General features: G+C 50.2%; 23 protein-coding genes and 1 riboswitch. Of the genes, 11 read left to right on the top strand and 12 right to left on the bottom strand.

The window, feature by feature from the left end; all coding sequences use genetic code 11:
• Nucleotides 1-130 precede the first annotated feature (130 nt).
• Entirely contained in the window at nt 131-1,384 is a 1,254-nt protein-coding gene (locus NNO02_RS17835) for an MFS transporter (protein ID WP_271455399.1), read from the top strand.
• 35 nt (nt 1,385-1,419) lie between these two features.
• On the opposite strand, the gene NNO02_RS17830 is transcribed toward NNO02_RS17835, so the two are convergent.
• A complete protein-coding gene (locus tag NNO02_RS17830; protein WP_271455398.1) occupies nt 1,420-2,106 on the bottom strand; it encodes a CPBP family intramembrane glutamic endopeptidase in 687 nt (228 codons plus the stop codon).
• 174 nt (nt 2,107-2,280) lie between these two features.
• Here NNO02_RS17830 and NNO02_RS17825 point away from each other — a divergent pair, with 174 nt between their 5' ends.
• The 3 genes from NNO02_RS17825 (at nt 2,281) to NNO02_RS17815 (ending at nt 5,378) form a co-directional block, all read left to right on the top strand.
• Entirely contained in the window at nt 2,281-3,768 is a 1,488-nt protein-coding gene (locus NNO02_RS17825; protein WP_271455397.1) for a carboxypeptidase M32, read from the top strand.
• Between the two features lie 137 nt (nt 3,769-3,905).
• The gene (asr, locus tag NNO02_RS17820) at nt 3,906-4,286 is read left to right on the top strand and encodes an acid resistance repetitive basic protein Asr (protein ID WP_271455396.1); all 381 of its coding nucleotides are present in this window, start codon (nt 3,906-3,908) and stop codon (nt 4,284-4,286) included.
• Nucleotides 4,287-4,556: 270 nt separating this feature from the next.
• A complete protein-coding gene (locus tag NNO02_RS17815) occupies nt 4,557-5,378 on the top strand; it encodes a trypsin-like serine peptidase (protein WP_271450416.1) in 822 nt (273 codons plus the stop codon).
• Nucleotides 5,379-5,412: 34 nt separating this feature from the next.
• Here the strand turns inward: NNO02_RS17815 and mdtI are convergent, their stop codons facing one another.
• The 3 genes from mdtI to NNO02_RS23870 form a co-directional block, all read right to left on the bottom strand.
• The gene (mdtI, locus tag NNO02_RS17810; RefSeq protein WP_040233868.1) at nt 5,413-5,742 is read right to left on the bottom strand and encodes a multidrug/spermidine efflux SMR transporter subunit MdtI; all 330 of its coding nucleotides are present in this window, start codon (nt 5,740-5,742) and stop codon (nt 5,413-5,415) included.
• Nucleotides 5,729-6,094 carry a multidrug/spermidine efflux SMR transporter subunit MdtJ gene (mdtJ, locus tag NNO02_RS17805; RefSeq protein WP_271450424.1) on the bottom strand — a complete coding sequence of 122 codons (366 nt, stop codon included), beginning with the start codon at nt 6,092-6,094 and terminating at the stop codon, nt 5,729-5,731. Before mdtJ ends, mdtI begins: the two co-directional genes overlap by 14 nt.
• Before the next feature lie 107 nt (nt 6,095-6,201).
• A complete protein-coding gene (locus NNO02_RS23870) occupies nt 6,202-6,372 on the bottom strand; it encodes a protein YdgV (protein ID WP_086523670.1) in 171 nt (56 codons plus the stop codon).
• 130 nt (nt 6,373-6,502) lie between these two features.
• Between NNO02_RS23870 and NNO02_RS17800 the strand changes: the two genes are divergently transcribed.
• Nucleotides 6,503-7,537, top strand: coding sequence for an AI-2E family transporter (locus NNO02_RS17800; protein ID WP_048211724.1), 1,035 nt, complete (start codon nt 6,503-6,505; stop codon nt 7,535-7,537).
• Between the two features lie 31 nt (nt 7,538-7,568).
• Here the strand turns inward: NNO02_RS17800 and NNO02_RS17795 are convergent, their stop codons facing one another.
• Nucleotides 7,569-8,765 (bottom strand): multidrug effflux MFS transporter, encoded by a 1,197-nt coding sequence (locus NNO02_RS17795; RefSeq protein WP_271455395.1) that lies wholly within the window; start codon nt 8,763-8,765, stop codon nt 7,569-7,571.
• 263 nt (nt 8,766-9,028) lie between these two features.
• Here NNO02_RS17795 and NNO02_RS17790 point away from each other — a divergent pair, with 263 nt between their 5' ends.
• A complete protein-coding gene (locus tag NNO02_RS17790; protein WP_271440548.1) occupies nt 9,029-9,880 on the top strand; it encodes an aldo/keto reductase in 852 nt (283 codons plus the stop codon).
• A gap of 46 nt (nt 9,881-9,926) precedes the next feature.
• Here NNO02_RS17790 and pntB read toward each other — a convergent pair whose 3' ends face one another.
• Nucleotides 9,927-11,315, bottom strand: a complete 1,389-nt coding sequence (pntB, locus tag NNO02_RS17785; RefSeq protein WP_005121173.1) for a Re/Si-specific NAD(P)(+) transhydrogenase subunit beta — start codon at nt 11,313-11,315, stop codon at nt 9,927-9,929.
• A gap of 10 nt (nt 11,316-11,325) precedes the next feature.
• Nucleotides 11,326-12,855, bottom strand: coding sequence for a Re/Si-specific NAD(P)(+) transhydrogenase subunit alpha (gene pntA / locus NNO02_RS17780; RefSeq protein ID WP_137381244.1), 1,530 nt, complete (start codon nt 12,853-12,855; stop codon nt 11,326-11,328).
• A 525-nt stretch (nt 12,856-13,380) separates the two neighbouring features.
• On the opposite strand from pntA, the gene ydgH reads away from it, so the two are divergent.
• The 3 genes from ydgH to folM all read left to right on the top strand — a co-directional run bounded on the left by ydgH (nt 13,381) and on the right by folM (nt 16,655).
• Nucleotides 13,381-14,325 carry a DUF1471 family protein YdgH gene (gene ydgH, locus NNO02_RS17775; RefSeq protein WP_202038702.1) on the top strand — a complete coding sequence of 315 codons (945 nt, stop codon included), beginning with the start codon at nt 13,381-13,383 and terminating at the stop codon, nt 14,323-14,325.
• A gap of 187 nt (nt 14,326-14,512) precedes the next feature.
• A complete protein-coding gene (locus NNO02_RS17770; protein WP_155021031.1) occupies nt 14,513-15,895 on the top strand; it encodes an amino acid permease in 1,383 nt (460 codons plus the stop codon).
• A gap of 37 nt (nt 15,896-15,932) precedes the next feature.
• Nucleotides 15,933-16,655, top strand: a complete 723-nt coding sequence (gene folM, locus NNO02_RS17765) for a dihydromonapterin reductase (protein ID WP_271450413.1) — start codon at nt 15,933-15,935, stop codon at nt 16,653-16,655.
• Here folM and NNO02_RS17760 read toward each other — a convergent pair.
• Nucleotides 16,652-16,987 carry a GlpM family protein gene (locus NNO02_RS17760; protein WP_005121178.1) on the bottom strand — a complete coding sequence of 112 codons (336 nt, stop codon included), beginning with the start codon at nt 16,985-16,987 and terminating at the stop codon, nt 16,652-16,654. The two genes, folM and NNO02_RS17760, sit on opposite strands and share 4 nt — an antisense overlap.
• 126 nt (nt 16,988-17,113) lie before the next feature.
• Here NNO02_RS17760 and rstA point away from each other — a divergent pair, with 126 nt between their 5' ends.
• Entirely contained in the window at nt 17,114-17,848 is a 735-nt protein-coding gene (rstA, locus tag NNO02_RS17755; protein WP_271455394.1) for a two-component system response regulator RstA, read from the top strand.
• A gap of 85 nt (nt 17,849-17,933) precedes the next feature.
• On the opposite strand, the gene NNO02_RS17750 is transcribed toward rstA, so the two are convergent.
• Both NNO02_RS17750 and NNO02_RS17745 read right to left on the bottom strand, forming a co-directional pair.
• Complete coding sequence (locus NNO02_RS17750) at nt 17,934-18,962, bottom strand: HoxN/HupN/NixA family nickel/cobalt transporter (RefSeq protein WP_271455393.1); 1,029 nt, start codon at nt 18,960-18,962, stop codon at nt 17,934-17,936.
• 121 nt (nt 18,963-19,083) lie between these two features.
• Nucleotides 19,084-19,914: an aminoglycoside phosphotransferase family protein gene (locus tag NNO02_RS17745; RefSeq protein ID WP_442867917.1), complete on the bottom strand. Its 831-nt coding sequence runs from the start codon at nt 19,912-19,914 to the stop codon at nt 19,084-19,086.
• 76 nt (nt 19,915-19,990) lie between these two features.
• Nucleotides 19,991-20,052: riboswitch (Fluoride riboswitch) on the top strand.
• 87 nt (nt 20,053-20,139) lie between these two features.
• Here NNO02_RS17745 and NNO02_RS17740 point away from each other — a divergent pair.
• Entirely contained in the window at nt 20,140-21,432 is a 1,293-nt protein-coding gene (locus tag NNO02_RS17740; protein WP_271440553.1) for a voltage-gated chloride channel family protein, read from the top strand.
• A gap of 170 nt (nt 21,433-21,602) precedes the next feature.
• Here the strand turns inward: NNO02_RS17740 and NNO02_RS17735 are convergent, their stop codons facing one another.
• Together NNO02_RS17735 and NNO02_RS17730 are read right to left on the bottom strand one after the other, a co-directional pair.
• On the bottom strand, nt 21,603-21,848 hold the full coding sequence (locus NNO02_RS17735; protein ID WP_271440554.1) for a hypothetical protein: 246 nt from the start codon (nt 21,846-21,848) through the stop codon (nt 21,603-21,605).
• A 10-nt stretch (nt 21,849-21,858) separates the two neighbouring features.
• Nucleotides 21,859-22,338, bottom strand: a complete 480-nt coding sequence (locus NNO02_RS17730; RefSeq protein ID WP_271455391.1) for an outer membrane beta-barrel protein — start codon at nt 22,336-22,338, stop codon at nt 21,859-21,861.
• Nucleotides 22,339-22,447 lie beyond the last annotated feature (109 nt).

The raw sequence follows: 22,447 nt of genomic DNA, 5'->3' as shown, positions 1-22,447 counted from the left end.
ATATATTAGACAGAATATTGTGATTTTCATACTCTTAAGGCTGGTCCTGTAGACCCAATGGATTTCACGTCGCATTGCGTGGCTTGAAAAACACAGGGTATAGATGTAAATGATTGAGCAAGGATTTTAAGTGAGCCGTACAACTACTGTCGATACCGCCCCGGCGGGCGATGTTGATGAACAAAGAGTCACTGCGCCGGATGGTTTTATTAAACGCGGTACATCCCCTTTTATGCGCGTCACGCTGGCGCTTTTTTCTGCCGGACTGGCGACATTTGCCCTTCTCTATTGCGTACAGCCCATACTGCCTGTGCTGTCGCATGAGTTTGGCGTATCGCCAGCCAGCAGTAGTATTTCACTTTCTATCTCAACGGCCATGTTGGCAATCGGCTTACTGTTTACCGGCCCACTTTCTGACGCCATAGGCCGTAAACCGGTGATGGTCACCGCGTTGCTGCTGGCCTCCTGCTGTACGTTGCTTTCTACAATGATGACCAGTTGGCACGGTATTTTAATCATGCGCGCGCTGATTGGACTGTCACTGAGCGGCGTGGCGGCCGTGGGAATGACCTATTTAAGTGAGGAAATTCACCCGAGTTTTGTCGCATTTTCAATGGGCTTATACATCAGCGGAAACTCGATTGGTGGTATGAGTGGTCGTTTGATTAGCGGCGTATTTACTGACTTTTTTAACTGGCGAATCGCGCTGGCGGCCATTGGCTGCTTTGCCCTCGCCTCCGCGCTCATGTTCTGGAAGATCTTACCGGAATCACGGCACTTCAGACCGACATCGTTACGGCCTAAAACGTTATTTATCAACTTCCGTTTGCACTGGCGTGACAGAGGACTTCCGTTGCTGTTCGCAGAAGGGTTCTTGCTGATGGGATCGTTTGTCACACTGTTTAACTACATCGGCTACCGTCTGATGCTGTCTCCGTGGGAACTCAGCCAGGCTGTCGTCGGTTTGTTGTCCGTGGCTTATCTTACCGGCACCTGGAGCTCACCCAAAGCCGGTTCCATGACTACCCGTTATGGACGAGGCCCGGTAATGTTGTTCTCGACAGGCGTGATGTTGTTCGGGTTAATAATGACCCTGTTTACCTCGTTATGGCTGATTTTTGCCGGTATGTTGCTTTTTTCAGCCGGCTTTTTTGCGGCGCATTCCGTGGCCAGTAGTTGGATCGGGCCGCGAGCCAAACGCGCTAAAGGTCAGGCCTCTTCACTGTATCTGTTCAGCTATTACCTGGGCTCAAGCATTGCCGGTACACTAGGAGGTGTTTTCTGGCATAGCTATGGCTGGAACGGCGTGGGCGGGTTTATCGCACTGATGCTGGTGCTGGCGCTATTGGTTGGTGCCCGTTTGCACCACCGTCTGCACGCATAATCAATGATGCCCGAAAACCGGGCATCATAAACAGCTCACGATAACATAAACGTCTGGGCGCTAATTTGCAGAGCAATTACCGTACCGTTCATCATAATATGTAGCATAATCGGCATCAGTAAACCGTTACTTTTCAGCCTCGCCAGGATCAAAACCTGAGACACGATAAACAACATCAATAACGTTCTCAGATCCACATACTGTGTATGCATCACGGCAAAAATAGCCGACACCACCACTGACGACAATGCTGTTTTATTATTGAACCAGTACTGAAAGGCGTTGAACAGGCAACCCCTGAAGATGATTTCTTCATACACGGGTGCGATAAATATCAGCGTTACGCTGGATAACCAAAGCGCGTAGCTGTTCAGTGAGACCTGGCTTGTCACCCATTCTTCGGTCTTTCTGATCCCCAATACCCAGGGCAGGACTAGCTGTACAATTAGCAGCGCAACAAACAATATGGCAAACCACCGGGCGTTGAATGTTCCTTTCCCTAGACCGTCTCTTTTTCTAAAGAAAACATAATACAACGGCACCAGGACGACAAATTCCAGTGTAAACAGCAGCGGAAAAAGTAATCCTTTGGCGAGCAGGTCCTGACTGGCAGGGAAAAATAATGGGGAAAATGTGAGGCCGAACATCAACAAAAACATAGAGAAACAACCAGCCACCGCTTTTGTCCTTGCGATATATTCGTTACTGACTTCCTGTTGCACACCTGCTCCTTGGATAAAATGAAATGTTCTCGTTATCTGAACAATGCACAATTATGATAAAAAGTATCATTATCATTTACAAGCTACCAAAATTCCCATCACCTACGATGAATGGGTTAATTTGCGAAATCGCGTTAGACTCTGAAATCTGGTCCAACAGAACGAGAACAAAAAATGAGTCACAGTGATAATTACCATCAACTCACCCGCACGTTCCAGCGCCTCTCTCGCTTTTCCCACCTCTCGGCTATTGCCAGTTGGGACATGTTTACCATGATGCCGCCTGGCGGCAGTAAAGCCCGGGGTGAAGCACTGGCTGAACTGAGCGTGCTTGAACATCAACTGTTAACCGATGCCAATGTGGCAAAGTGGATCGCCGCCGCACAGCAGGAAGACCTGAACGATGTCGAGCAGGCCAATCTGCGCGAAATGTCACGGCTACACCATCAAGCGTCCTTGCTACCCGAATCACTGGTAGAAGCGAAATCACTGGCGGGCAGTCGTTGCGAACATGCCTGGCGCAGCCAACGCCCGGCCAATGACTGGGAAGGGTTTGCTGAAAACCTGAAAGAAGTGGTTAAGTACAGCAGCGAAGAAGCCCGACTGCGTGCAGAAGCGAAAGGATGCTCGCCTTACGACGCATTGCTGGATGTCTTTGAACCAGAGATGACCAGCGCCCGGCTGGATATTCTCTTTGCCGACATCAAAAGCTGGCTACCCGAATTGCTCAATAAAGTGGTGGCCAAACAATCACAACTATCGCTTATCGCCCCGGTTGGCCCCTTCCCGACTGCAGTTCAGCGTGAACTGGGTCTTGAAACCATGGCGCAGTTGGGTTTTGATTTTACCGCGGGACGCCTGGACATTAGTGCGCATCCGTTCTGTGGCGGCGTACCACAAGATGTTCGGATTACCACCCGCTATGATGAAAACGAACTGCTCAGCGCGTTATTTGGCGTCATTCATGAGACAGGTCATGCGCGTTATGAGCAAAATCTACCTCAAAACTGGTCAGGGCAACCTATTGCCCTGGCGCGATCAACCGCCATCCATGAATCTCAGAGCCTGTTCTTTGAAATGCAATTAGGCCGCAGCCCGGCGTTTCTGAAACGGTTAATTCCCGCAGTAACCCGGCATTTCGGCGATCAACCCGCCTTTGAGGAAAGCAATTTCATCGCCTGGAACCAGCAGGTCAAACCGGGCTTTATCCGCGTTGACGCTGACGAGGTTAGCTATCCGGCTCATGTGATCCTGCGTTATGAAATCGAGCGCGCGTTGATTAACGGCGACATTGAGGTCGATGATATTCCTGCCTTGTGGAATGAAAAAATGCAGGCCTGGTTAGGGCTGTCTACGATCGGGAACTACCGTAACGGCTGTATGCAGGATATCCACTGGACCGATGGCGGTTTTGGTTATTTCCCTTCGTACACATTGGGGGCGATGTATGCAGCGCAGCTTTTCAGTGCGGCTAACCGTGCATTGCCAGACTTAAACCACGCCATTGCGCAAGGAGACTTTAGCGCCTTGTTTGACTGGTTGCGCCAGAATATCTGGCAACATGGCAGCCGTTTCACGACCGAGCAGCTCATTACTCAGGCAACCGGAGAGCCGCTGAGCAGCCGCTATTTCCGCGCCCATCTGGAAGCCCGCTATCTGTAATCGTATACCGTGAGTCATTGTACAAACGGTTACACGTCGAAACCAATGACTCACGGAAGCCCAGAGATTACAGCGATATAGTTATTTCAACGGCCCCGCAGTGGGGTTGAATGAAAAACCAAATCGAGGGTATGAGAATGAAAAAAGTATTAGCTCTGGTTGTTGCCGCTGCTATGGGTCTGTCTTCTGCTGCATTTGCTGCTGAAACAACTGCTACTACCGCTCCGACTGCTGCTGCGACCACGAAAGCCGCACCGGCAAAAACCACTCATCATAAAAAACAACACAAAGCAGCGCCGCAGAAAGCTCAGGCTGCCAAAAAGCACGCTAAAAAATCCGCAGCTAAACCGGCTGTAGAACAAAAAGCGCCAGAGCAGAAAGCTCAGGCTGCGAAGAAACACACCAAAAAAGCAGCAACCAAGCCAGCTGCAGAGCAGAAAGCTCAGGCCGCTAAAAAACACACCAAAAAAGCAGTAAAACACGAAACCGCTAAACCAGCTGCTCAACCGGCTGCATAAAACATCTGTAGTAACCATGGCGTCCCCCATGCCATAGCATACGGCGCTAAATCACTCTGATTTAGCGCCGCCTTTCGGAGGGTAAAATGGTGTCACATTACCGCTTTGAGTTCATTCTTATTACCCTGATAATTTGCGCTCTTATCGCCATGCATTTTTATCTTTCCTGAGTGTAGTTATCTGATTTTACTCCCACTTTCCCGCCGTCCCGTCTATAGTATTAACTGAGGGTTTGCTGTTAATAATCATAATTCCCCACCAGAGTGTGATATGCATAAAACCATTGCGGTATTACTGGGTTCAATTTGTCTATTTCCTGTCGTTGCACATGCGGAGCAGCCTGCAACGACCGTTGCTGAAGCCGATAACATAAAAACGCTGTTTTTTGGTCATGACGATCGTGTGAGGGTGACTGACCCGACGCAATCACCGTGGGACGCTATCGGGCAACTGGAAACCGCCAGCGGTAACCTGTGCACGGCTACGCTCATTTCACCTCACCTGGCCCTGACCGCCGGGCACTGCTTACTCACCCCACCAAAAGGCAAGCCGGATAAAGCCGTCGCGCTACGTTTTGTGTCGAAAAAGGGTATCTGGCGCTATGAAATCCACGGCATTGAAGGACGGGTTGATCCCTCTCTCGGCAAGCGTTTAAAAGCAGATGGTGACGGCTGGATTGTCCCACCTTCTGCGGCCCCGTGGGATTTTGGCCTGGTGGTGCTACGTTATCCCCCTTCCGGGATCACGCCGCTACCGTTATTTGACGGTGATAAAGCCGCGTTAACCGCTGCGCTAAAAGCGGCTGACCGTAAAGTGACTCAGTCGGGGTATCCGGAAGATCACCTGGATGACCTGTACACGCATCAGGATTGCGTGGTAACTGGCTGGGCGCAAAATACCGTCTTGTCGCATCAGTGCGATACGCTCCCTGGCGACAGCGGCTCCCCATTGATGTTAAAGACAGATTCAGGCTGGCAATTGATTGGTGTGCAAAGCTCCGCTCCAGCAGCAAAAGATCGCTGGCGGGCAGATAATCGCGCCATTTCCGTGACGGGTTTTCGCGATAAACTCGAAGCACTGGCGAAGGGATAACACATGCTGCCCACGTTTGCGGGCAGCACGTAGATTAGGCAAGTTTGATCATTATCATTCCGGCCAGAAGCAAAGCGACGCCAATCCAGCCTTTGTTATTCAGGCGCTGACCAAAAAGCACCCATCCTGCGGCTAACGTTGCGGCGATCCCGAATCCTCCCCACAGCGCGTAGGCGACAGAAAGATCGATCCCTTTTACCGCCTGGGACAGCGCACTAAATGCCGCTAATACCGCCACCAGCGACAACACGCCATAAGCCTTACGGCGGAAACCATCGGAAAATTTTAAGAAGACGTTAGCAACGATTTCAAGAACGATGGCCATTCCAAGCCAGGCACCGTGAACCCACTCAAACTGCTGCATGGGTCACCTCCCTCCTCGCTTTTGCCGGCTTGCGTGTACCCGATTTGATCAACACAATGCCTAACACCAGCGAGACCAGTCCAGCAACTTTCATCGTTGACAAGGTTTCGTCGAATAACAGCACGCTAAACAGCGTAATAAATAAAATTCCGATACCTTCCCATAAGGCATAGGCCACACCAAGGGCGATTTTTTTAACGGCAAAACTTAGAAAAATATACGATAAGGCGATCATTACCAGCATTAAAATAAAGCCCGCATTACCATGGCCTACACTTGCCCATTTCATTGACAGCGTACCGGTTATTTCAGCCGCAATGGCCAGACCTAATAATATCCAGTAAAACATGATGCTTCTCCTGCTTGAGAATATAGTCCTTTGGGCCTACTGCATGCAGTAAACCAAAAAATAGAATCAGATAGCTCAGCGTATAACGCCAGCTCAGGCAGAAGAAGGGACTAAAGCGCGTTGCGCCAGTGTTGCTCACCCGCAAGCAAGAAAGTGGAAGAGGTACGAAGAAGTGTAGGTAAACGCAAAAACATCCTGAACGTATTGTCCATAATATTACAATTATCCGCAGTGTTGCTTCTCATCATCGCGGATGATAATTGTCCTCGGTAGTTAAACACAGATGATTTGTATCATAGGTTCAATGCGAACTCAAAATCTTTTCACTTCTTTACCCGGCTTGTTTGATTTTTGTTATAACGGCTCGAGGCAGATCACATTATTATATAGATAAAAAACTCAGGGATTCACATGGCAAAACCGATCATCACGCTTAACGGCCTAAAAATAGTTATTATGCTCGGCATGTTGGTTATCATTTTAACCGGTATCCGATTTGCCGCCGATATCATTGTACCGTTTATTCTGGCGTTATTTATCGCCGTCGTGCTCAATCCCGTAGTACAGCGCATGGTTAAGCTCCGTATACCGCGTGTATTCGCCGTATCATTGCTGGTTGTTATTATTGTCATGCTAATGGTGCTGCTTCTGGCTTATTTAGGTACATCCTTAAATGAGCTGGCACGGACACTACCGCAATATCGTTCGTCCCTGGTTATCCCGCTGAAAAATATCGAACCGTGGCTACAACGTGCGGGGATCGGTGTTTCCGTCGACGAGTTGGTGAAATATGTTGACCCGAATGCTGCGATGACGCTGGTCACCAATTTATTGACGCAACTCTCCAATGCGATGTCCTCGATATTTCTACTGTTGCTGACCGTGGTTTTTATGCTGCTGGAAGTACCGCAACTCCCCGGCAAACTTAAACAAATGATGAGCCGCCCTCTTGAAGGAATGGCCGCGATCCAACGCGCTATCGACAGTGTTTCACACTATTTGGTGCTAAAAACCGCCATCAGTATCGTCACCGGCCTGGTCGCCTGGGGCATGCTTGCCGCACTGGATGTCCGCTTCGCATTTGTCTGGGGACTGCTGGCCTTTGCCCTGAACTATATTCCTAACATCGGTTCGGTGCTGGCAGCGATTCCTCCTATTGCTCAGGTCCTGGTATTCAGTGGTTTTTACGATGCGCTGCTCGTGCTGGCAGGTTATCTTGTGATTAACCTGGTATTCGGCAATATCCTGGAACCCCGCATCATGGGGCGCGGGTTGGGACTTTCTACGCTGGTGGTATTCCTGTCGCTGATTTTTTGGGGCTGGCTGCTCGGCCCCGTTGGAATGCTGCTTTCAGTACCGCTGACCATCATCGTAAAGATTGCCCTTGAGCAAACAAATGGTGGTCAAAGTATTGCCGTCCTGCTGAGCGATCTTAACAAAGAATAAATGTATGCCCCGTTATCGCGGGGCTGTTCAACTACTGTTTGACACGGAATACCAGTGCGGCGCTCATCAGTGTGAATAGCGCAATAATCCATGCCATAGTCCATGGGGTGCCGTCACTCAATCTCGCCAGCAGTAAAGACGAGATGATGCCACTGCCATACTGTAATGAACCAATCAACGCCGAAGCTGAACCGGCGATATTGGGGGCCGCATCCAGCGCGGCGGCCGTCGACGTCGCTGCAATGATCCCATTCATCGAAAACAACAGAAACACAGTGATGATAATGGCAATAACCCCCCCTATTTCCAGCTTAACCAGCAGTGCCAATGCAACAGCAGCCAGTGCCGCTAACATCGTCGCGTACTTCAGCAACTGTTCTAACGCATGCCGTTGCACCAGCCGGCGATTGACCGCACTCATCGCCATAACGCCGACAATATTTAACGCAAATAACCAGCCGTAATGCTGTGGGTCGACATGGTAATAGCGAATGTAAACAAATGGCGAACCGGTAATAAACGCATACGCACCCACGTAATAAAAGGTCAGACTCAGGGTGTAGCGCATAAATCGACCATTGGTTAATAGCGCGCGGTAATGACGAAATGCGCCTGCCAGTGAGGCTTTTACGCGTCTTTCTTCAGGGAGTGTTTCCGGCAACCACAGCAACGAAATAAACATCAGCACGCCAATGACCACCAGTAACCAAAAAATAGAGTGCCAGGTGCTCAGTCGAATAATTTGCCCGCCAATCAATGGCCCTGCGATGGGGGCAATCGCCATAACCAGTACCAGGGTTGACAACATTTGCGCCGCACGAGTACGAGCAAAGAGATCACGAATCATGGCACGCGCCAGCATCGGTCCGGTGCAGGCCCCCAGCGCCTGAAAGACCCGCCAGAAAACAATTTGCGTGATATCCGTAGACAACGCACACCCCACCGAACCGATGATAAACAGCACCATGCCGATGAACAGCGGCGTACGCCTGCCCAGATGATCGCTGATCGGTCCCCAGATCAACTGCGCAATAGCAAATCCCACCAAAAAACCGGTGACAGTAAGCTCCACATTGCCGTTTAAATCCCCTGCCATGGTCGGCATCGCCGGGAGATAGATATCGGTTGAAAGTGAAGTAAAGGCCATTAAGCCGCTGAGGATAAGAATAAAAGAGAGACCGGTGTGGCTTGCCGTCGCAACCGGCGAGCGCTGTTCACGTGTACGCATAGCGTCCTGTTATCTTGGGAAAAGTCAGGTGGCAGTATATACGGGGTGAATGGCAGTGATTAGATAGCGAAATAAGCATAAGTTTATGAGTGTCAATCATGAATAACGCCCTTTTTGCACCAGGCATATGTGACAAACTTCGCATATTATCCTGCTAAAAATGAATTTAGCTCATAGGTCTATGCCGATTTAACCGACTAATGGTGTGAACAGATTTTTGCTAATCTGCTGCCAATGCAAAAAATGATGTTCAGGAGCGTTCCATGAATACAACTGTCTTAAATAACGGTGTTGAGATGCCTCTGCTCGGTTTTGGCGTATACCAAATGACCGAAGCAAACGAGTGTGAGCAAGCCGTGCGGGATGCCATCGAAACGGGATATCGCCTGATCGATACCGCCGCCTCCTATCTGAATGAAACTCAGGTCGGCAATGCGCTGAAACAAAGCGGCGTACCCCGCGATGAACTCTTCATTACAACCAAGCTGTGGTTACAAGATACCAGCTACGCTGGCGCGAAAGCTCAGTTTGCGCGTTCGTTACAGCGTCTTCAGCTTGATTACCTTGACCTGTATTTAATCCACCAGCCCTATGGCGACGTGCACGGTGCCTGGCGTGCTATGGAGGAACTCTACGAGGAAGGGAAAATTCGCGCGATTGGCGTCAGCAATTTTCACCCGGACCGCCTGGCAGATTTGATGGCCTTCAACCGTATCATCCCGGCGGTGAATCAGATAGAGGTGAATCCCTTCCACCAGCAACCGCATGCCGTAGCCTGGATGCAGAGCCGCAATATTCAACCACAAGCCTGGGCGCCGTTCGCCGAGGGGCGTAATGACCTGTTTCAAAATCCGACACTGGCCGCGATTGGTGAGAAGTACGGGAAAAGCGTCGGCCAGGTGGTGCTGCGTTGGATTTATCAACGCGGAATTATTTCTCTGGCGAAAACCGTGCGTAAAGCGCGTATGACAGAGAATATTCAGATACTGGATTTTACCTTAACGGCTGAAGAAATGACGCAAATCGCCGCCATGGACGCCGGGATCAGTGCATTTTTCTCGCATCGCGATCCGGCTCGTGTGGAATGGATTACCCAGCGTAAACTGGATGTTTAACAAAAAAAACGGCCTCCGCAGAGGCCGTTTTACTTTTAGGCACGCATTACAACGCTTTTAGAATTGCATCCACGCTGGCTTTGGCATCGCCAAACAGCATATGGGTGTTTTCTTTAAAGAACAGCGGGTTCTGCACGCCTGCATAACCGGTGTTCATTGAACGTTTGAACACGATAACATTCTGCGCTTTCCACACTTCCAGTACGGGCATTCCGGCAATCGGGCTGCGCGGATCGTCTTGCGCTGCCGGGTTTACCGTATCATTCGCGCCAATAACCAGCACGGTATCGGTGTCGGCGAAATCATCATTGATCTCATCCATTTCCAACACGATGTCATATGGCACTTTGGCTTCCGCCAGCAGCACGTTCATATGACCAGGCAAGCGCCCTGCTACCGGGTGAATACCAAAGCGAACTTTGATACCACGGGCACGCAGTTTCTCAGTAATTTCCGCCACCGGATACTGCGCCTGCGCCACCGCCATACCGTAGCCTGGGGTGATAATCACGGAATGCGAATTTTTCAGCATTTCAGCGGTATCTTCGGCATTGATCTCGCGATGTTCGCCTGCTTCTTCGGTATCACCAGTTGAGGAGCCGTCTGTGCCAAATCCCCCTGCAATAACGCTGATGAAAGAACGGTTCATTGCCTTACACATAATGTAAGACAGGATCGCACCCGAGGAACCGACTAGCGCACCCGTAACGATCAGCAGGTCGTTGCTCAGCATAAAGCCTGCCGCTGCCGCCGCCCATCCTGAATAGGAGTTCAGCATAGAGACGACGACCGGCATATCGGCCCCACCGATGGATGCGACCAGGTGCCAGCCAAACGCCAGTGCGATAATGGTCATCACCAGCAGCGCCAGGACCTGCAGGCCCACGCTCTCGGTACGAACAAACACGACCAGCAGCAGGAAAGAAACCACCAGCGCCGCCAGGTTCAACTTATGGCGATTCGGCAGCATCAGCGGCTTAGATGAGATCTTGCCGCGCAGTTTACCAAACGCCACGATAGAACCGGTGAAAGTTACTGCACCGATAAAGATACCGAGGAACACTTCAGTCAGGTGAATGTTCACCAGGATCGGTTCCAGACCGGTATCGTGATACAGATAGCTGTTAAAACCAACCAGTACCGCTGCCAGACCGACGAAGCTGTGCAGAATCGCCACCAGCTCCGGCATCTCGGTCATCTCGACTCTTTTCGCCAGACGAATACCAATTGCACCACCGATGATCATTGCGACCAGAATCCAGGCGACGTTGCCGGTATCCGGGCCAAAAATCGTGGCAATCAGCGCAATCGCCATCCCGGCGATGCCGTAGTTGTTACCCTGTTGAGACGTTTCGTGTTTGGAAAGCCCCGCCAGACTAAAAATAAACAGGATTGCGGCAACAATGTATGCAGCTGTAACTAATCCTCCAGACATATGTTACCCCTTAGTTTTTCCGGAACATTTTCAGCATGCGCTGAGTCACGGTGAAGCCACCGAAAATATTAATGCTGGCAATAAGCACCGCGATAAAACTCAGGAAACTCACCCAGCCGCCCTGGCCAATTTGTAATAATGCCCCCACGACGATGATTCCGGAGATAGCGTTCGTCACGGACATCAGCGGGGTATGCAACGCATGCGAGACATTCCACACCACGTAGTAACCCACCACGCAGGAAAGTGCGAACACCGTAAAGTGTCCGAGGAACTCTTTTGGCGCGACATCGGCTAGCCAGCCAAACAGAATCACCACCAGCGCCATAAGCGCATATTTTCGCCATGGGGATGCAGGTTTTTTCTCTTCCTGTGGTGCAGGTGCAGCTTTAGGTGCCGCTTGTGGCTGAGCAGAAACCTGGATGGGTGGTGCAGGCCACGTAATTTCACCATCGCGAACCACTGTCACGCCGCGCACCACCACATCGTCAAAATCAACGGTGATGTTGCCGTCTTTCTCTTTGCACAACAGTTTCAGCAGGTTGACAAGGTTGGTGCCATACAATTGCGAAGACTGAGTCGGTAAACGACCCGGCAAATCGGTATAGCCAATAACCTTGACGCCGTTCTCGGTGGTGGTCACCTGATTGGCAACGGTATACTCGCAGTTACCCCCGTTTTGCGCGGCGAGATCGACAATCACGCTGCCGGACTTCATCGAATCAACCATCTCTCGCGTGATCAGTTTCGGCGCAGGTTTCCCTGGGATCAGCGCGGTGGTAACGATGATGTCGACGTCTTTTGCCTGAGCGGCGAACAGCTCCATCTCCGCTTTAATAAACGCTTCGGACATCACTTTGGCGTAGCCATCGCCGCTGCCCGCTTCTTCTTTAAAGTCCAGCTCAAGGAACTCAGCGCCCATACTCTGAACTTGTTCTTTTACTTCCGGGCGTGTGTCAAAGGCGCGAACAATCGCCCCGAGGCTGTTTGCCGCACCGATAGCAGCCAATCCCGCCACACCAGCACCGATCACCATCACCTTGGCAGGTGGAACTTTACCCGCCGCGGTAATTTGCCCGGTAAAGAACCGTCCGAACTCATGTGCAGCTTCTACAATTGCACGATACCCGGCAATGTTAGCCATCGAGCTTAAGGCATCCAGTGACTGCGCACGCGAAATACGCGGCACGGAATCCATCGCCATGACCGTCACATTTCGCTCAGCGAGTTTTTGCAGTAGCTCAGGGTTCTGCGCAGGCCAGAGAAAACTCACCAGCGTGGTACCCGGATTAAGCAACGGAATCTCAAACGCTTCTGGCGCATTGACCTTCAGGATAATCTCTGACTGCCAGACAGCATTCCCGTCAACAATTTCTGCGCCTGCTTGCACAAACGCCTTATCGTCAAAACTAGCCAGTTGACCTGCGCCGCTTTCAACCGCGACGCTAAAACCCAGCTTCAGCAGCTGCTCAACCGTTTTCGGTGTGGCTGCAACACGGGTTTCATTGGTTAACCGTTCTTTTGGTATGCCAATTCGCATAATGTTCCCTTCCATCTGTATTTTTGATGATGGTTTATCAATGTTCGCAAGAGGCATGCGCACACTCCCGAGAGAGCTCAGTGTTACCTCAATAAAATAAAACAGTAACAAACTCTGTATAACCTACTGAAAATGACGCCTGTGATCTAGCGCCAAAAAACAGTATTTATTATGAAATTTGCAAAACAGGAATGAATTCACTCGCAAGCAGGGATAATGCCCTTTAAATAGCCCACAAAGGCTGATAATTCGCTCAAGCGAAGCGGCAAAACATGATTAAGCGCCACCTTAGAACAATTGATTAACATTAAATTAACTTATGAAATTCAACTGCTTTATCAGTTTTAGCCGCCAAACGCCGAATTTTTAGACATATCACTAAATGTTATCGATGTTGTTAGCATGGGTGGCACGATGAGTGAAAAATCACGCAGACACTGACACAATTTAAATGCAATAATCAGCCACGTTTCTAGTCAATAACAATACCAGTACCTGGTTTGCGCAAGGCGAAGGATTATTTTTATGAAGCTTAAGAACACTCTCCTGGCGTCCGCTCTTCTTTCTGCGACTGCTTTTTCTGTAAATGCAGCGACAGAATTGACGCCGGAGCAAGCGGCTGCCCTGAAACCCTATGACCGCATTGTGGTTACCGGTCGTTTTAATGCTATCGGTGATGCGGTAGACGCCGTATCCCGTCGTGCAGATAAAGACGGTGCAGCCTCCTTTTATGTTGTTGATACCTCAGATTTTGGCAGTGGCGGTAACTGGCGCGTCGTCGCCGATATCTATAAAGCCGACGCTGAAAAAGCAGAAGTCACCAAAAATCGCGTCATCAACGGCGTTATGGAATTACCGAAAGACCAGGCCGTTCTGATTGAACCTTTCGATACCGTTACGGTTCAGGGTTTCTTCCGCAGCCAGCCTGAAGTAAATGATGCCATCACCAAAGTGGCGAAAGAAAAAGGGGCTTACTCTTTCTATATCGTACGCCAGGTTGATGCCAACCAGGGTGGTAACCAACGTATTACCGCATTCATCTACAAAGAAGATGCGAAAAAACGTGTTGTTCAAAGCCCTGATGCGATCCCTGCTGATTCTGATGCCGGACGTGCTGCGTTAGCAGCCGGTGGCGAAGCCGCGAAGAAAGTTGAAATTCCTGGCGTGGCAACAACCGCGTCTCCGAGTGCCGAAGTGGGTCGTTTCTTCGAAACTCAATCAACTAAAGGTGGACGTTACACTGTCACCCTGCCTGACGGTACTAAAGTTGAAGAGCTGAACAAAGCTACCGCCGCGATGATGGTGCCATTCGACAGCATCAAGTTCACCGGTAACTATGGCAACATGACCGAAGTCTCTTACCAGGTTGCTAAACGTGCAGCGAAAAAAGGTGCGAAGTACTACCACATCACACGCCAGTGGTCGGAACGTGGTAACAACATGACCATCAGCGCCGACCTGTATAAGTAACAGGCAATAGTAATAATAAAAGGCGGCTTTATGCCGCCTTTAGCATTTTTAGTCACAAATCTTCCTATCCCCATTGCATGCGCTGTCTTCTCTCCGTAAAATCCCGCGCCTTGAGTCGCTTTCACCATTTTTATGCGATTTGCCAAAATAATTATTCTCTCACTCTCGTTTTTGTAACTGGATACAAATGGAAAAGAAATTGGGTCTGAGCGCACTGACAGCGCTGGTTCTAAGCTCAATGCTTGGCGCTGGTGTTTTCAGCCTGCCACAAAATATGGCTGCGGTAGCCAGCCCGGCAGCGTTATTGATTGGTTGGGCGATTACGGGTGCGGGGATCCTGCTGCTCGCGTTTGCCATGCTTATCCTGACACGTATCCGCCCGGAACTGGACGGTGGTATCTTTACCTACGCGCGTGAAGGTTTCGGCGAACTGATCGGCTTCTGTTCCGCGTGGGGATATTGGCTGTGTGCCGTTATCGCTAACGTTTCCTATCTGGTAATCGTCTTTTCCGCACTAAGCTTCTTTACCGATACACCTGCGTTGCGTTTGTTTGGCGACGGGAATACATGGCAGTCTATTGTTGGCGCATCGGTACTGCTGTGGATCGTGCATTTTCTGGTGTTACGTGGCGTACAGACAGCCGCCAGCATTAATCTGGTGGCGACGCTGGCGAAGCTACTGCCGCTTGGCCTGTTTATCGTGCTGGCATTCATGTTATTTAAGCTCGACACCTTTAGCCTGGACTTTACCGGTGTAAAACTGGGTGTTCCTGTTTGGGAGCAAGTTAAAAACACCATGCTTATCACCCTGTGGGTGTTTATCGGTGTCGAAGGCGCTGTCGTGGTTTCCGCACGGGCGAGGAACAAACGCGATGTCGGACGCGCAACGTTGCTGGCAGTTCTTGCCGCGCTTGGCGTATATCTGTTGGTGACCCTGCTTTCTCTTGGCGTGGTCGCACGCCCGGAACTGGCTGAAATCCGCAATCCATCAATGGCTGGTCTGATGGTTAAAATGATGGGGCCGTGGGGCGAAATCATTATCGCCGCGGGTTTGATTGTCTCTGTCTGCGGCGCCTATTTGAGCTGGACGATTATGGCGGCGGAAGTCCCGTTTCTGGCATCCACTCACAAAGCATTCCCGCGTATTTTTGCGCGTCAAAATGCGCAAGGTGCGCCATCGGCATCACTGTGGTTGACTAACATCTGCGTACAGGTCTGTCTGGTGCTGATCTGGCTCACAGGTTCTGACTACAATACGCTGCTGACTATTGCCTCAGAGATGATTCTGGTGCCCTATTTCCTCGTCGGCGCATTTTTGCTGAAGATAGCGACCCGTCCAATTCATCAGGCTGTTGGTGTCGGTGCATGCATTTATGGCTTATGGTTACTGTACGCGTCAGGTCCGATGCACCTGCTGTTGTCCGTGGTGCTGTATGCTCCGGGGTTGCTGGTTTTCCTTTATGCCCGCAAAACTCACGCGCATGACAACGTATTAAAACGCCAGGAAATGGCTTTGATCGGCCTGCTTCTTGTAGCAGCTGTTCCAGCGACCTGGATGCTGATGGGTTAAATGTTTGACCCATCGTTTGCGACTCATGGAGATCTCGATGGGTAAAAAGCCCGCTTTGCCAATACTTATCACCGGAGGGGGCCGTCGCATCGGTCTCGCCATCGCGTGGCATTTTTTGAATCAAAAGCAGCCGGTGATCGTCAGCTACCGGACGCACTACCCGGCCATTGAAGGCCTGCAAGAGGCGGGGGCACTGTGTATTCAGGCTGACTTCGCGACCGACGAAGGAGTCCTCGCTTTTGCCAATGAAGTGAAAGCCCGTACCGAAGGTTTACGCGCTATTGTGCACAATGCCAGCGCCTGGGTTGCCGAAAAACCGGGGCTGCCGCTTTCTGACGTGCTGTCCAGCATGATGCAGATCCACGTGAACACCCCTTACCTGCTTAATCACGCGCTGGAAGGCCTGCTGCGCGGACATGGGCATGCGGCCAGCGATATTATCCATTTTACTGATTACGTCGTAGAACGCGGCAGCGACAAGCATATTGCGTATGCTGCCAGTAAAGCGGCTCTGGATAATATGACCCGCTCATTCGCCCGCAAACTGGCCCCGGAAGTGAAAGTTAACGCAATCGCCCCCTCACTAATCCTGTTTAACGAAGGTGACGATGCAGAATATCGCCAGCAGGCGCTGAATAAGTCGTTGATGAAAACAGCACCCGGCGAAAAAGAAGTCATTGATTTAATAGACTATCTGTTTACCAGTTGTTTTGTCACCGGCCGCAGCTTTGCCGTTGACGGGGGTCGCCACCTGCGCTAGTGCAATTTTATCCAACAAAAGATCAGCAACCACGCGCTCAGGCTCCAGCACACTACCGAGCCAATGAGCGCGACGGGTAGACGCATAAAACCGGTGAAGTACCACAGTGAAATGAGGTAGACAAAATAGGGAATAATCGACCACATGCTGAATACGATGGTTGTACGTAATGCCTCTATTCCACGCTCACTGGCCACAATATAGTGCGCTATCAGCGCAAAGGTTGGGAACAGTGGAATTAACCCCGCAATATAGTAATTCTTTGTTTTAGCCAGTAAACCAATCAGCACCACTACCAGCGCACCCAGCGCCGCTTTTACTACGAGCCCCATCGTTTTGCCTTAACACATCAATAACATCAGTCCCTAGCATAACGGAAGCGTTCTCGTTTAGAAAAGATTAATGGAAGGAAAAACGATGGCGGTGTATGTTGGCGTTTTATATTCAAAATGAATGATATGAACACCATCGTATTTGTTGAAGATGATCCCGAAGTAGGTTCGCTGATTGCGGCCTATCTGGCCCGGCATGATATTGAGGTTATCGTCGAACCTCGTGGTGATTTGGCCGAAGAGAAAATCCTGCAAGTGCAACCCGATCTGGTGTTGTTAGATATTATGCTTCCAGGTAAAGACGGTATGACTATTTGCCGTGATTTGCGTGGGCGCTGGCAAGGTCCAATTGTCCTGCTGACTTCGCTGGACAGCGACATGAACCATATTCTGGCCCTCGAAATGGGTGCCTGCGACTATATCCTGAAAACCACACCACCGGCAGTACTGCTGGCTCGCCTGCGCTTGCATTTACGCCAAAACGAACATTCAGCCCAGGCAAAAGGGATTCAGGCTGCCACCATCACCCCGCACACCACTCTGCGCTTTGGCGCACTGACCATTGACCCAACGAATCGGTCTGTGCTGCTCGGCGGTGAACAAGTCGCCCTCTCTACAGCGGATTTTGAGTTACTTTGGGAACTGGCAACCCATGCCGGGCAGATTATGGATCGCGATGCCTTGCTGAAAAACCTGCGCGGCGTAAGTTACGACGGTATGGACCGCAGTGTCGATGTCGCAATCTCCCGACTACGCAAAAAACTGCTCGATAACGCGACTGAACCCTATCGAATCAAAACGGTACGCAACAAAGGTTATCTGTTCGCTCCGCATGCCTGGGACGACGAGTCTCAGAAATAACCCACCGGATGAACCGCATAACCAATCGCGTGAATGCAACTCAGCGTGACAGTATCGCGTTGAGTTGCATATCGATTTTTCTGCCTCAACTGAACGTCAGACCGTCATATTTTTTCCAACGGTAGTTCAACGCGGAAATAATCCAACAGGCAATAAAGACACCAATAATGGCAAACCCGACATTGCCCATGTGGTCGCTTAAGTTACTGACCGTGTCCCACAGCCCGCCCTGTAACGAAAACGCATCAGACAGCAGGCTCAACCCCTCCAGTCCGCCGATAAACAGCGCCACAATCACTGAGGTTCCGGTAATGGTCATATTGTAATACAGCTTACGTTGTGGCTTATTGAATGCCCAACCGTAGGCCTCAACCATCAGTATACTGTCGAGACAATCAATCAGCGCCATGCCGCAGGTAAACAGCGCCGGGAAGACTAAAATGGACCAGACAGACATCCCGTTGGAGGCGCTTGAAGCCGATATGCCCAACAACGAGATTTCAGTCGCAGTGTCAAAGCCCAGACCAAATAAGAAACCAACAAAATACATGTGCCAGTCTTTCCCAACCAACCTGAAGGCTGAGCGGAATAGCCAACTCAGCGGACCTGAAACCGTGACATCTTCCGTGGAGAGATCATAAATACCGGTGCGTTTCAGATGACGGAACGCTTTCCAGACCTGACAGAAAATGATGAGGTTGATGGCCGCCAAAATCAGCAGAAATGCGGCAGAAACGGTGGTACCAATAATGCCACCAATATTCTGAAACCATACCATATGCTGCTTAAACACGCTGGTGGTCAGAGCAATACCCATGCTTGCCAGCACGACGATGGTGGAGTGTCCCAGAGAAAACCATGCCCCCGTCGTCAGTGCGCGTTTCTTTTGCTGCATGAGCTTTCGCGTCGCACTATCTATGGCAGCAATATGATCGGCATCGACTGCATGACGCAAACCATAACACCACGCGATCAGGCTCAATGCCAGAAGTGACGTATTATGCCTAAACGCGGTGAATGCCCAGAGCCAGGCGACTATGTTTGATCCGATGAGAAAAACCACCAGCAATATGAGGTTTGGCCGTTTTTTTATTAATGAAAACAACGAAGTCATTATTTCCGGCCCACTCGTTTTGTAATAAACAACACAACATCACCGCCGTACACTGATAGATTAATAAAACGTTTACCAGCCTAATGATAACGTTTAAGAATTACCAGCCCAGTGTCTTAGATCAAAGTTGCCTGCTCTCTTCGTCCAGTTCAGCAATCGCTAATTCCGCGACACGCAAGGTTATCGCCGCATTTTCCCCATCCTCCAGAAACCATGCAGAAGATAAACCACACCATGCGGCTATCCACATCAGCAGTCGCTGTCGTTCAATCCCGGCTATCTCAGAGACAAGTTGTACGCGTTGCTTAAAAATATTTGGGTCTGTCGCGATAGCAACGCGGGGATCGGCAAGGTCAGGATTCGTGAATATATTAGCGTAATCAAACCCTCGCTCACCCAGCAGCCCCTTGGGATCAATTGCCAGCCAGCCTGCCGGGCCAAAATCGAGGACATTGCCGTGATGTAAGTCACCATGCAATACGACCTCATCCTGAGGAGAAGAGAACAATTCGTTTGCGATCTCTGCACAGCGCGTCATGACTCCACCATAAATTTTCGCCGCAGGGGCAAGATGGCGAAACCAGTGCCGCAGCGGTGTTAATACCGGTGTAGACGCATTGGCTGGTCGATGGAGTTGTCGGGCGGTATTGCAAAGAATACGGCATGCCTGCGCATCCTCCCCCGTTCGGGACATCGCGGATAACGAATCCGCTCCTGTTGCGCGTACTAGCAGGGTCGCGCCATGATCATGAGCGATCGCTTGCGCCGCACCGCTGCCATTCCACCACACCATAAGCTCACCACCAGTACGCTCAATTTCATCATCGGTGAGCTTAAGCATGGCTTTCCTACCCTCTTTGATTGTGGTAACGGGTAAGAGCGCTGACGTTCGCGTCATAACCGGATTGCCGTCAGGAATGAGCGCCCAGTGGCGAAGCCAGGTTTGAAACATGCATTTTTCCACTGTGTTCCCTCATGTTAGCCAGGAGTCTACGCTCTTTTGCTGAATCGATTCTTATAGTAATATAGCGCACACAGGGGATGGCATTCCCCCTTGAACCGCCATGTGGCTAATGATGCCTGCTTTATATTCCCGGACCGGGAAGAAGCAGGTGCACGTATTTTTAGCCATGCTGCGCTGTGTGTCCGGGATGATAACTCATCTGAGGATGCGTCAATGCGCTCAAATCACTTTCTGCTCAATAATTCAATAACTGCACTCGGGCAATGGCTTGGCCTTGCTTTGCTCATCGCCGTACTAACCGGCACAGCTTCTGCATTATTCCTGTTTTCTCTTGATTGGGCCACTACGACCCGAGTCAACCACCATTGGCTTATCTGGTTACTTCCTGTCGCCGGTTTCATTGTAGGATGGATTTATCTGTTGTACGGAAGCGCCGTTGAGGGTGGCAATAACCTCGTTCTTGATGAAATCCACCATCCTCACAGCATCATCCGCCTACGCATGACGCCGCTGGTTTTTATCAGCACCGTGATTTCTCATCTGTTTGGTGCCTCAGTTGGGCGTGAAGGAACGGCAGTACAAATGGGTGCATCCATCGCCGATCAGTTTACGCGTATTTTTAGACTGACACCTGACTCCCGGCGTCTTGTTCTAATGGCGGGCATCAGCGCGGGGTTTTCATCCGTATTTGGCACCCCGCTTGCGGGTGCAATCTTTGGTCTTGAGGTGCTGGCGATCGGCCGCATGAATTACAATGCACTTATTCCCTGTATTTTTGCTGCTATCGTCGCCGATCAGACAGGTTTGTTGTGGGGTGTAAAACATACACATTACGTCATCTCTCAGGTCCCTGATTTCTCTGCATGGACACTGATTGCCGTAATTATCGCTGGTTGCTGCTTTGGTTTTACCGCGCGGGTCTTCGCTAACCTCACGCATACCATTGGTAGCGTTATGAAGCGAACCGTTCGTTACGCACCGTTTAGGCCGTTCATTGGGGGACTTGTCGTGGCCGTCGCGGTGTACTTTTTGGCGGCAGATCGCTATATCGGCCTCGGCATTCCGGTGATCGTGGATGCTTTCCGGCAACAGCTGCCCTCCTGGGATTTTCTGGGCAAACTGGTATTTACCGCGGTCTCACTGGGCACAGGTTTTAAAGGAGGAGAAGTCACCCCACTTTTTTATATTGGGGCCACACTGGGTAATGCACTTGCACCACTACTGCATTTACCTGTCAGTTTCCTTGCAGGTATGGGGTTTGTCGCTGTCTTTGCCGGGGCCGCAAATACGCCTGTCGCTTCAACACTGATGGCCATTGAGTTATTTGGAGCCGACACGGGAATTTATGCCGCACTGGCCTGCGCGGTTGCCTGGTTGATATCTGGTTATACCGGTATTTATCGTTCTCAGCGTGTTGCCTGCCCGAAACACGGTTTTGTCCCCGAGAACATTAAACTGGCGGATATACCGGCTTTCCTCGCGGAAAATACCCACAAACGGGATTAAATCATTTGGCTACAAAAATGAGAGTTGTCCAATAAGGCGCAGGCTTTGTCGTTATCTCTCAGTCGACAAAGCCGCGCCCAGAAATAATGCCAACGTCATACCATCTGCCGTGAACCGTTGACATTATAATTAATCATCGTTTCCATAACCCAATAGCTTACCTAACTTCCCTACCTTTTCTTTTTATGTTTATTGTTTCCCATGCCTTCTCTGAAAGCATCAGCCTGGGTTTCCGCTGCACGCTCGGTCGCGTAGTTAGCATTCACCGAACGCCAGTATTCTTTTTCCTCATGGTAGCAAGTATCACGACTTACACCTGTTGCTACGCATCTATCTACTCGTTGTTGTTCAGTCACACAGCCGGATAATAAGGATATGGCAGAGGTGAATAAAACCGTCATCATTAACTTTTTCAAAATAGATACCTTAGAATTTCCAGCCCGCACCCAGAACCACACTATTAGCTTGTGAACCAAAGATCTTAGAACCTTCATAGCCCGCATCGATAGTGAAACCTGCAATGGGGGTTAACTGAACACCCGCCCCATATGCAAAGCCAGTAGACGTATCTGTATCACCATCAGCCTTTACTGCTCCCCTTGCGATACCTGCCAATACGTAAGGTTTGAGGACATCGTTTATGCGATAACTTGCCCCCACCAGAGCAGAACCATATCCACGGTCAATATCGTTTTCATTGTCAGCGGAAATAGTGAGCGAGGAGATGACACCCAAATCACTTTCATCGGGCGTGTATCCATACTTCGCATTAAAACCACTCAGGCTTTTTCCTGCTGTTTTGGTATGAACATAACCGCCGGTAATCACATTTTCACCGGCCAGAACAGATGCAGACAATGCCAATACCACAATGAACAAACCACTGTTGAAATTTAACAATCCCATTACCATTCCTATCATCAATAAGTAACAAATCAGAATAATCAACTGAATTTATAATCACACCGCAAAAGTATATTAGGGTAATTTTCCAGCATTCAGAATTATCAAGAAG

The organism is Citrobacter sp. Awk 2 (genome assembly GCF_028069815.1).
Classification (GTDB): Bacteria; Pseudomonadota; Gammaproteobacteria; order Enterobacterales; family Enterobacteriaceae; genus Citrobacter.
Note: the sequence above shows the minus strand (reverse complement) of the source record. Positions and strands in the feature narration are given on the sequence as shown.

What these genes read in the sequence shown, in the direction of transcription:
- NNO02_RS17825 (WP_271455397.1), top strand. Translation starts at nt 2,281, where the DNA reads ATGAGTCACAGTGATAATTACCATCAACTCACCCGCACGTTCCAGCGC.
- asr (WP_271455396.1), top strand. Translation starts at nt 3,906, where the DNA reads ATGAAAAAAGTATTAGCTCTGGTTGTTGCCGCTGCTATGGGTCTGTCT.
- NNO02_RS17815 (WP_271450416.1), top strand. Translation starts at nt 4,557, where the DNA reads ATGCATAAAACCATTGCGGTATTACTGGGTTCAATTTGTCTATTTCCT.
- mdtI (WP_040233868.1), bottom strand. Translation starts at nt 5,742, where the DNA reads ATGCAGCAGTTTGAGTGGGTTCACGGTGCCTGGCTTGGAATGGCCATC.
- NNO02_RS17800 (WP_048211724.1), top strand. Translation starts at nt 6,503, where the DNA reads ATGGCAAAACCGATCATCACGCTTAACGGCCTAAAAATAGTTATTATG.
- NNO02_RS17795 (WP_271455395.1), bottom strand. Translation starts at nt 8,765, where the DNA reads ATGCGTACACGTGAACAGCGCTCGCCGGTTGCGACGGCAAGCCACACC.
- NNO02_RS17790 (WP_271440548.1), top strand. Translation starts at nt 9,029, where the DNA reads ATGAATACAACTGTCTTAAATAACGGTGTTGAGATGCCTCTGCTCGGT.
- pntB (WP_005121173.1), bottom strand. Translation starts at nt 11,315, where the DNA reads ATGTCTGGAGGATTAGTTACAGCTGCATACATTGTTGCCGCAATCCTG.
- pntA (WP_137381244.1), bottom strand. Translation starts at nt 12,855, where the DNA reads ATGCGAATTGGCATACCAAAAGAACGGTTAACCAATGAAACCCGTGTT.
- ydgH (WP_202038702.1), top strand. Translation starts at nt 13,381, where the DNA reads ATGAAGCTTAAGAACACTCTCCTGGCGTCCGCTCTTCTTTCTGCGACT.
- NNO02_RS17770 (WP_155021031.1), top strand. Translation starts at nt 14,513, where the DNA reads ATGGAAAAGAAATTGGGTCTGAGCGCACTGACAGCGCTGGTTCTAAGC.
- folM (WP_271450413.1), top strand. Translation starts at nt 15,933, where the DNA reads ATGGGTAAAAAGCCCGCTTTGCCAATACTTATCACCGGAGGGGGCCGT.
- NNO02_RS17760 (WP_005121178.1), bottom strand. Translation starts at nt 16,987, where the DNA reads ATGGGGCTCGTAGTAAAAGCGGCGCTGGGTGCGCTGGTAGTGGTGCTG.
- rstA (WP_271455394.1), top strand. Translation starts at nt 17,114, where the DNA reads ATGAACACCATCGTATTTGTTGAAGATGATCCCGAAGTAGGTTCGCTG.
- NNO02_RS17750 (WP_271455393.1), bottom strand. Translation starts at nt 18,962, where the DNA reads ATGACTTCGTTGTTTTCATTAATAAAAAAACGGCCAAACCTCATATTG.
- NNO02_RS17745 (WP_442867917.1), bottom strand. Translation starts at nt 19,914, where the DNA reads ATGTTTCAAACCTGGCTTCGCCACTGGGCGCTCATTCCTGACGGCAAT.
- NNO02_RS17740 (WP_271440553.1), top strand. Translation starts at nt 20,140, where the DNA reads ATGCGCTCAAATCACTTTCTGCTCAATAATTCAATAACTGCACTCGGG.
- NNO02_RS17730 (WP_271455391.1), bottom strand. Translation starts at nt 22,338, where the DNA reads ATGGGATTGTTAAATTTCAACAGTGGTTTGTTCATTGTGGTATTGGCA.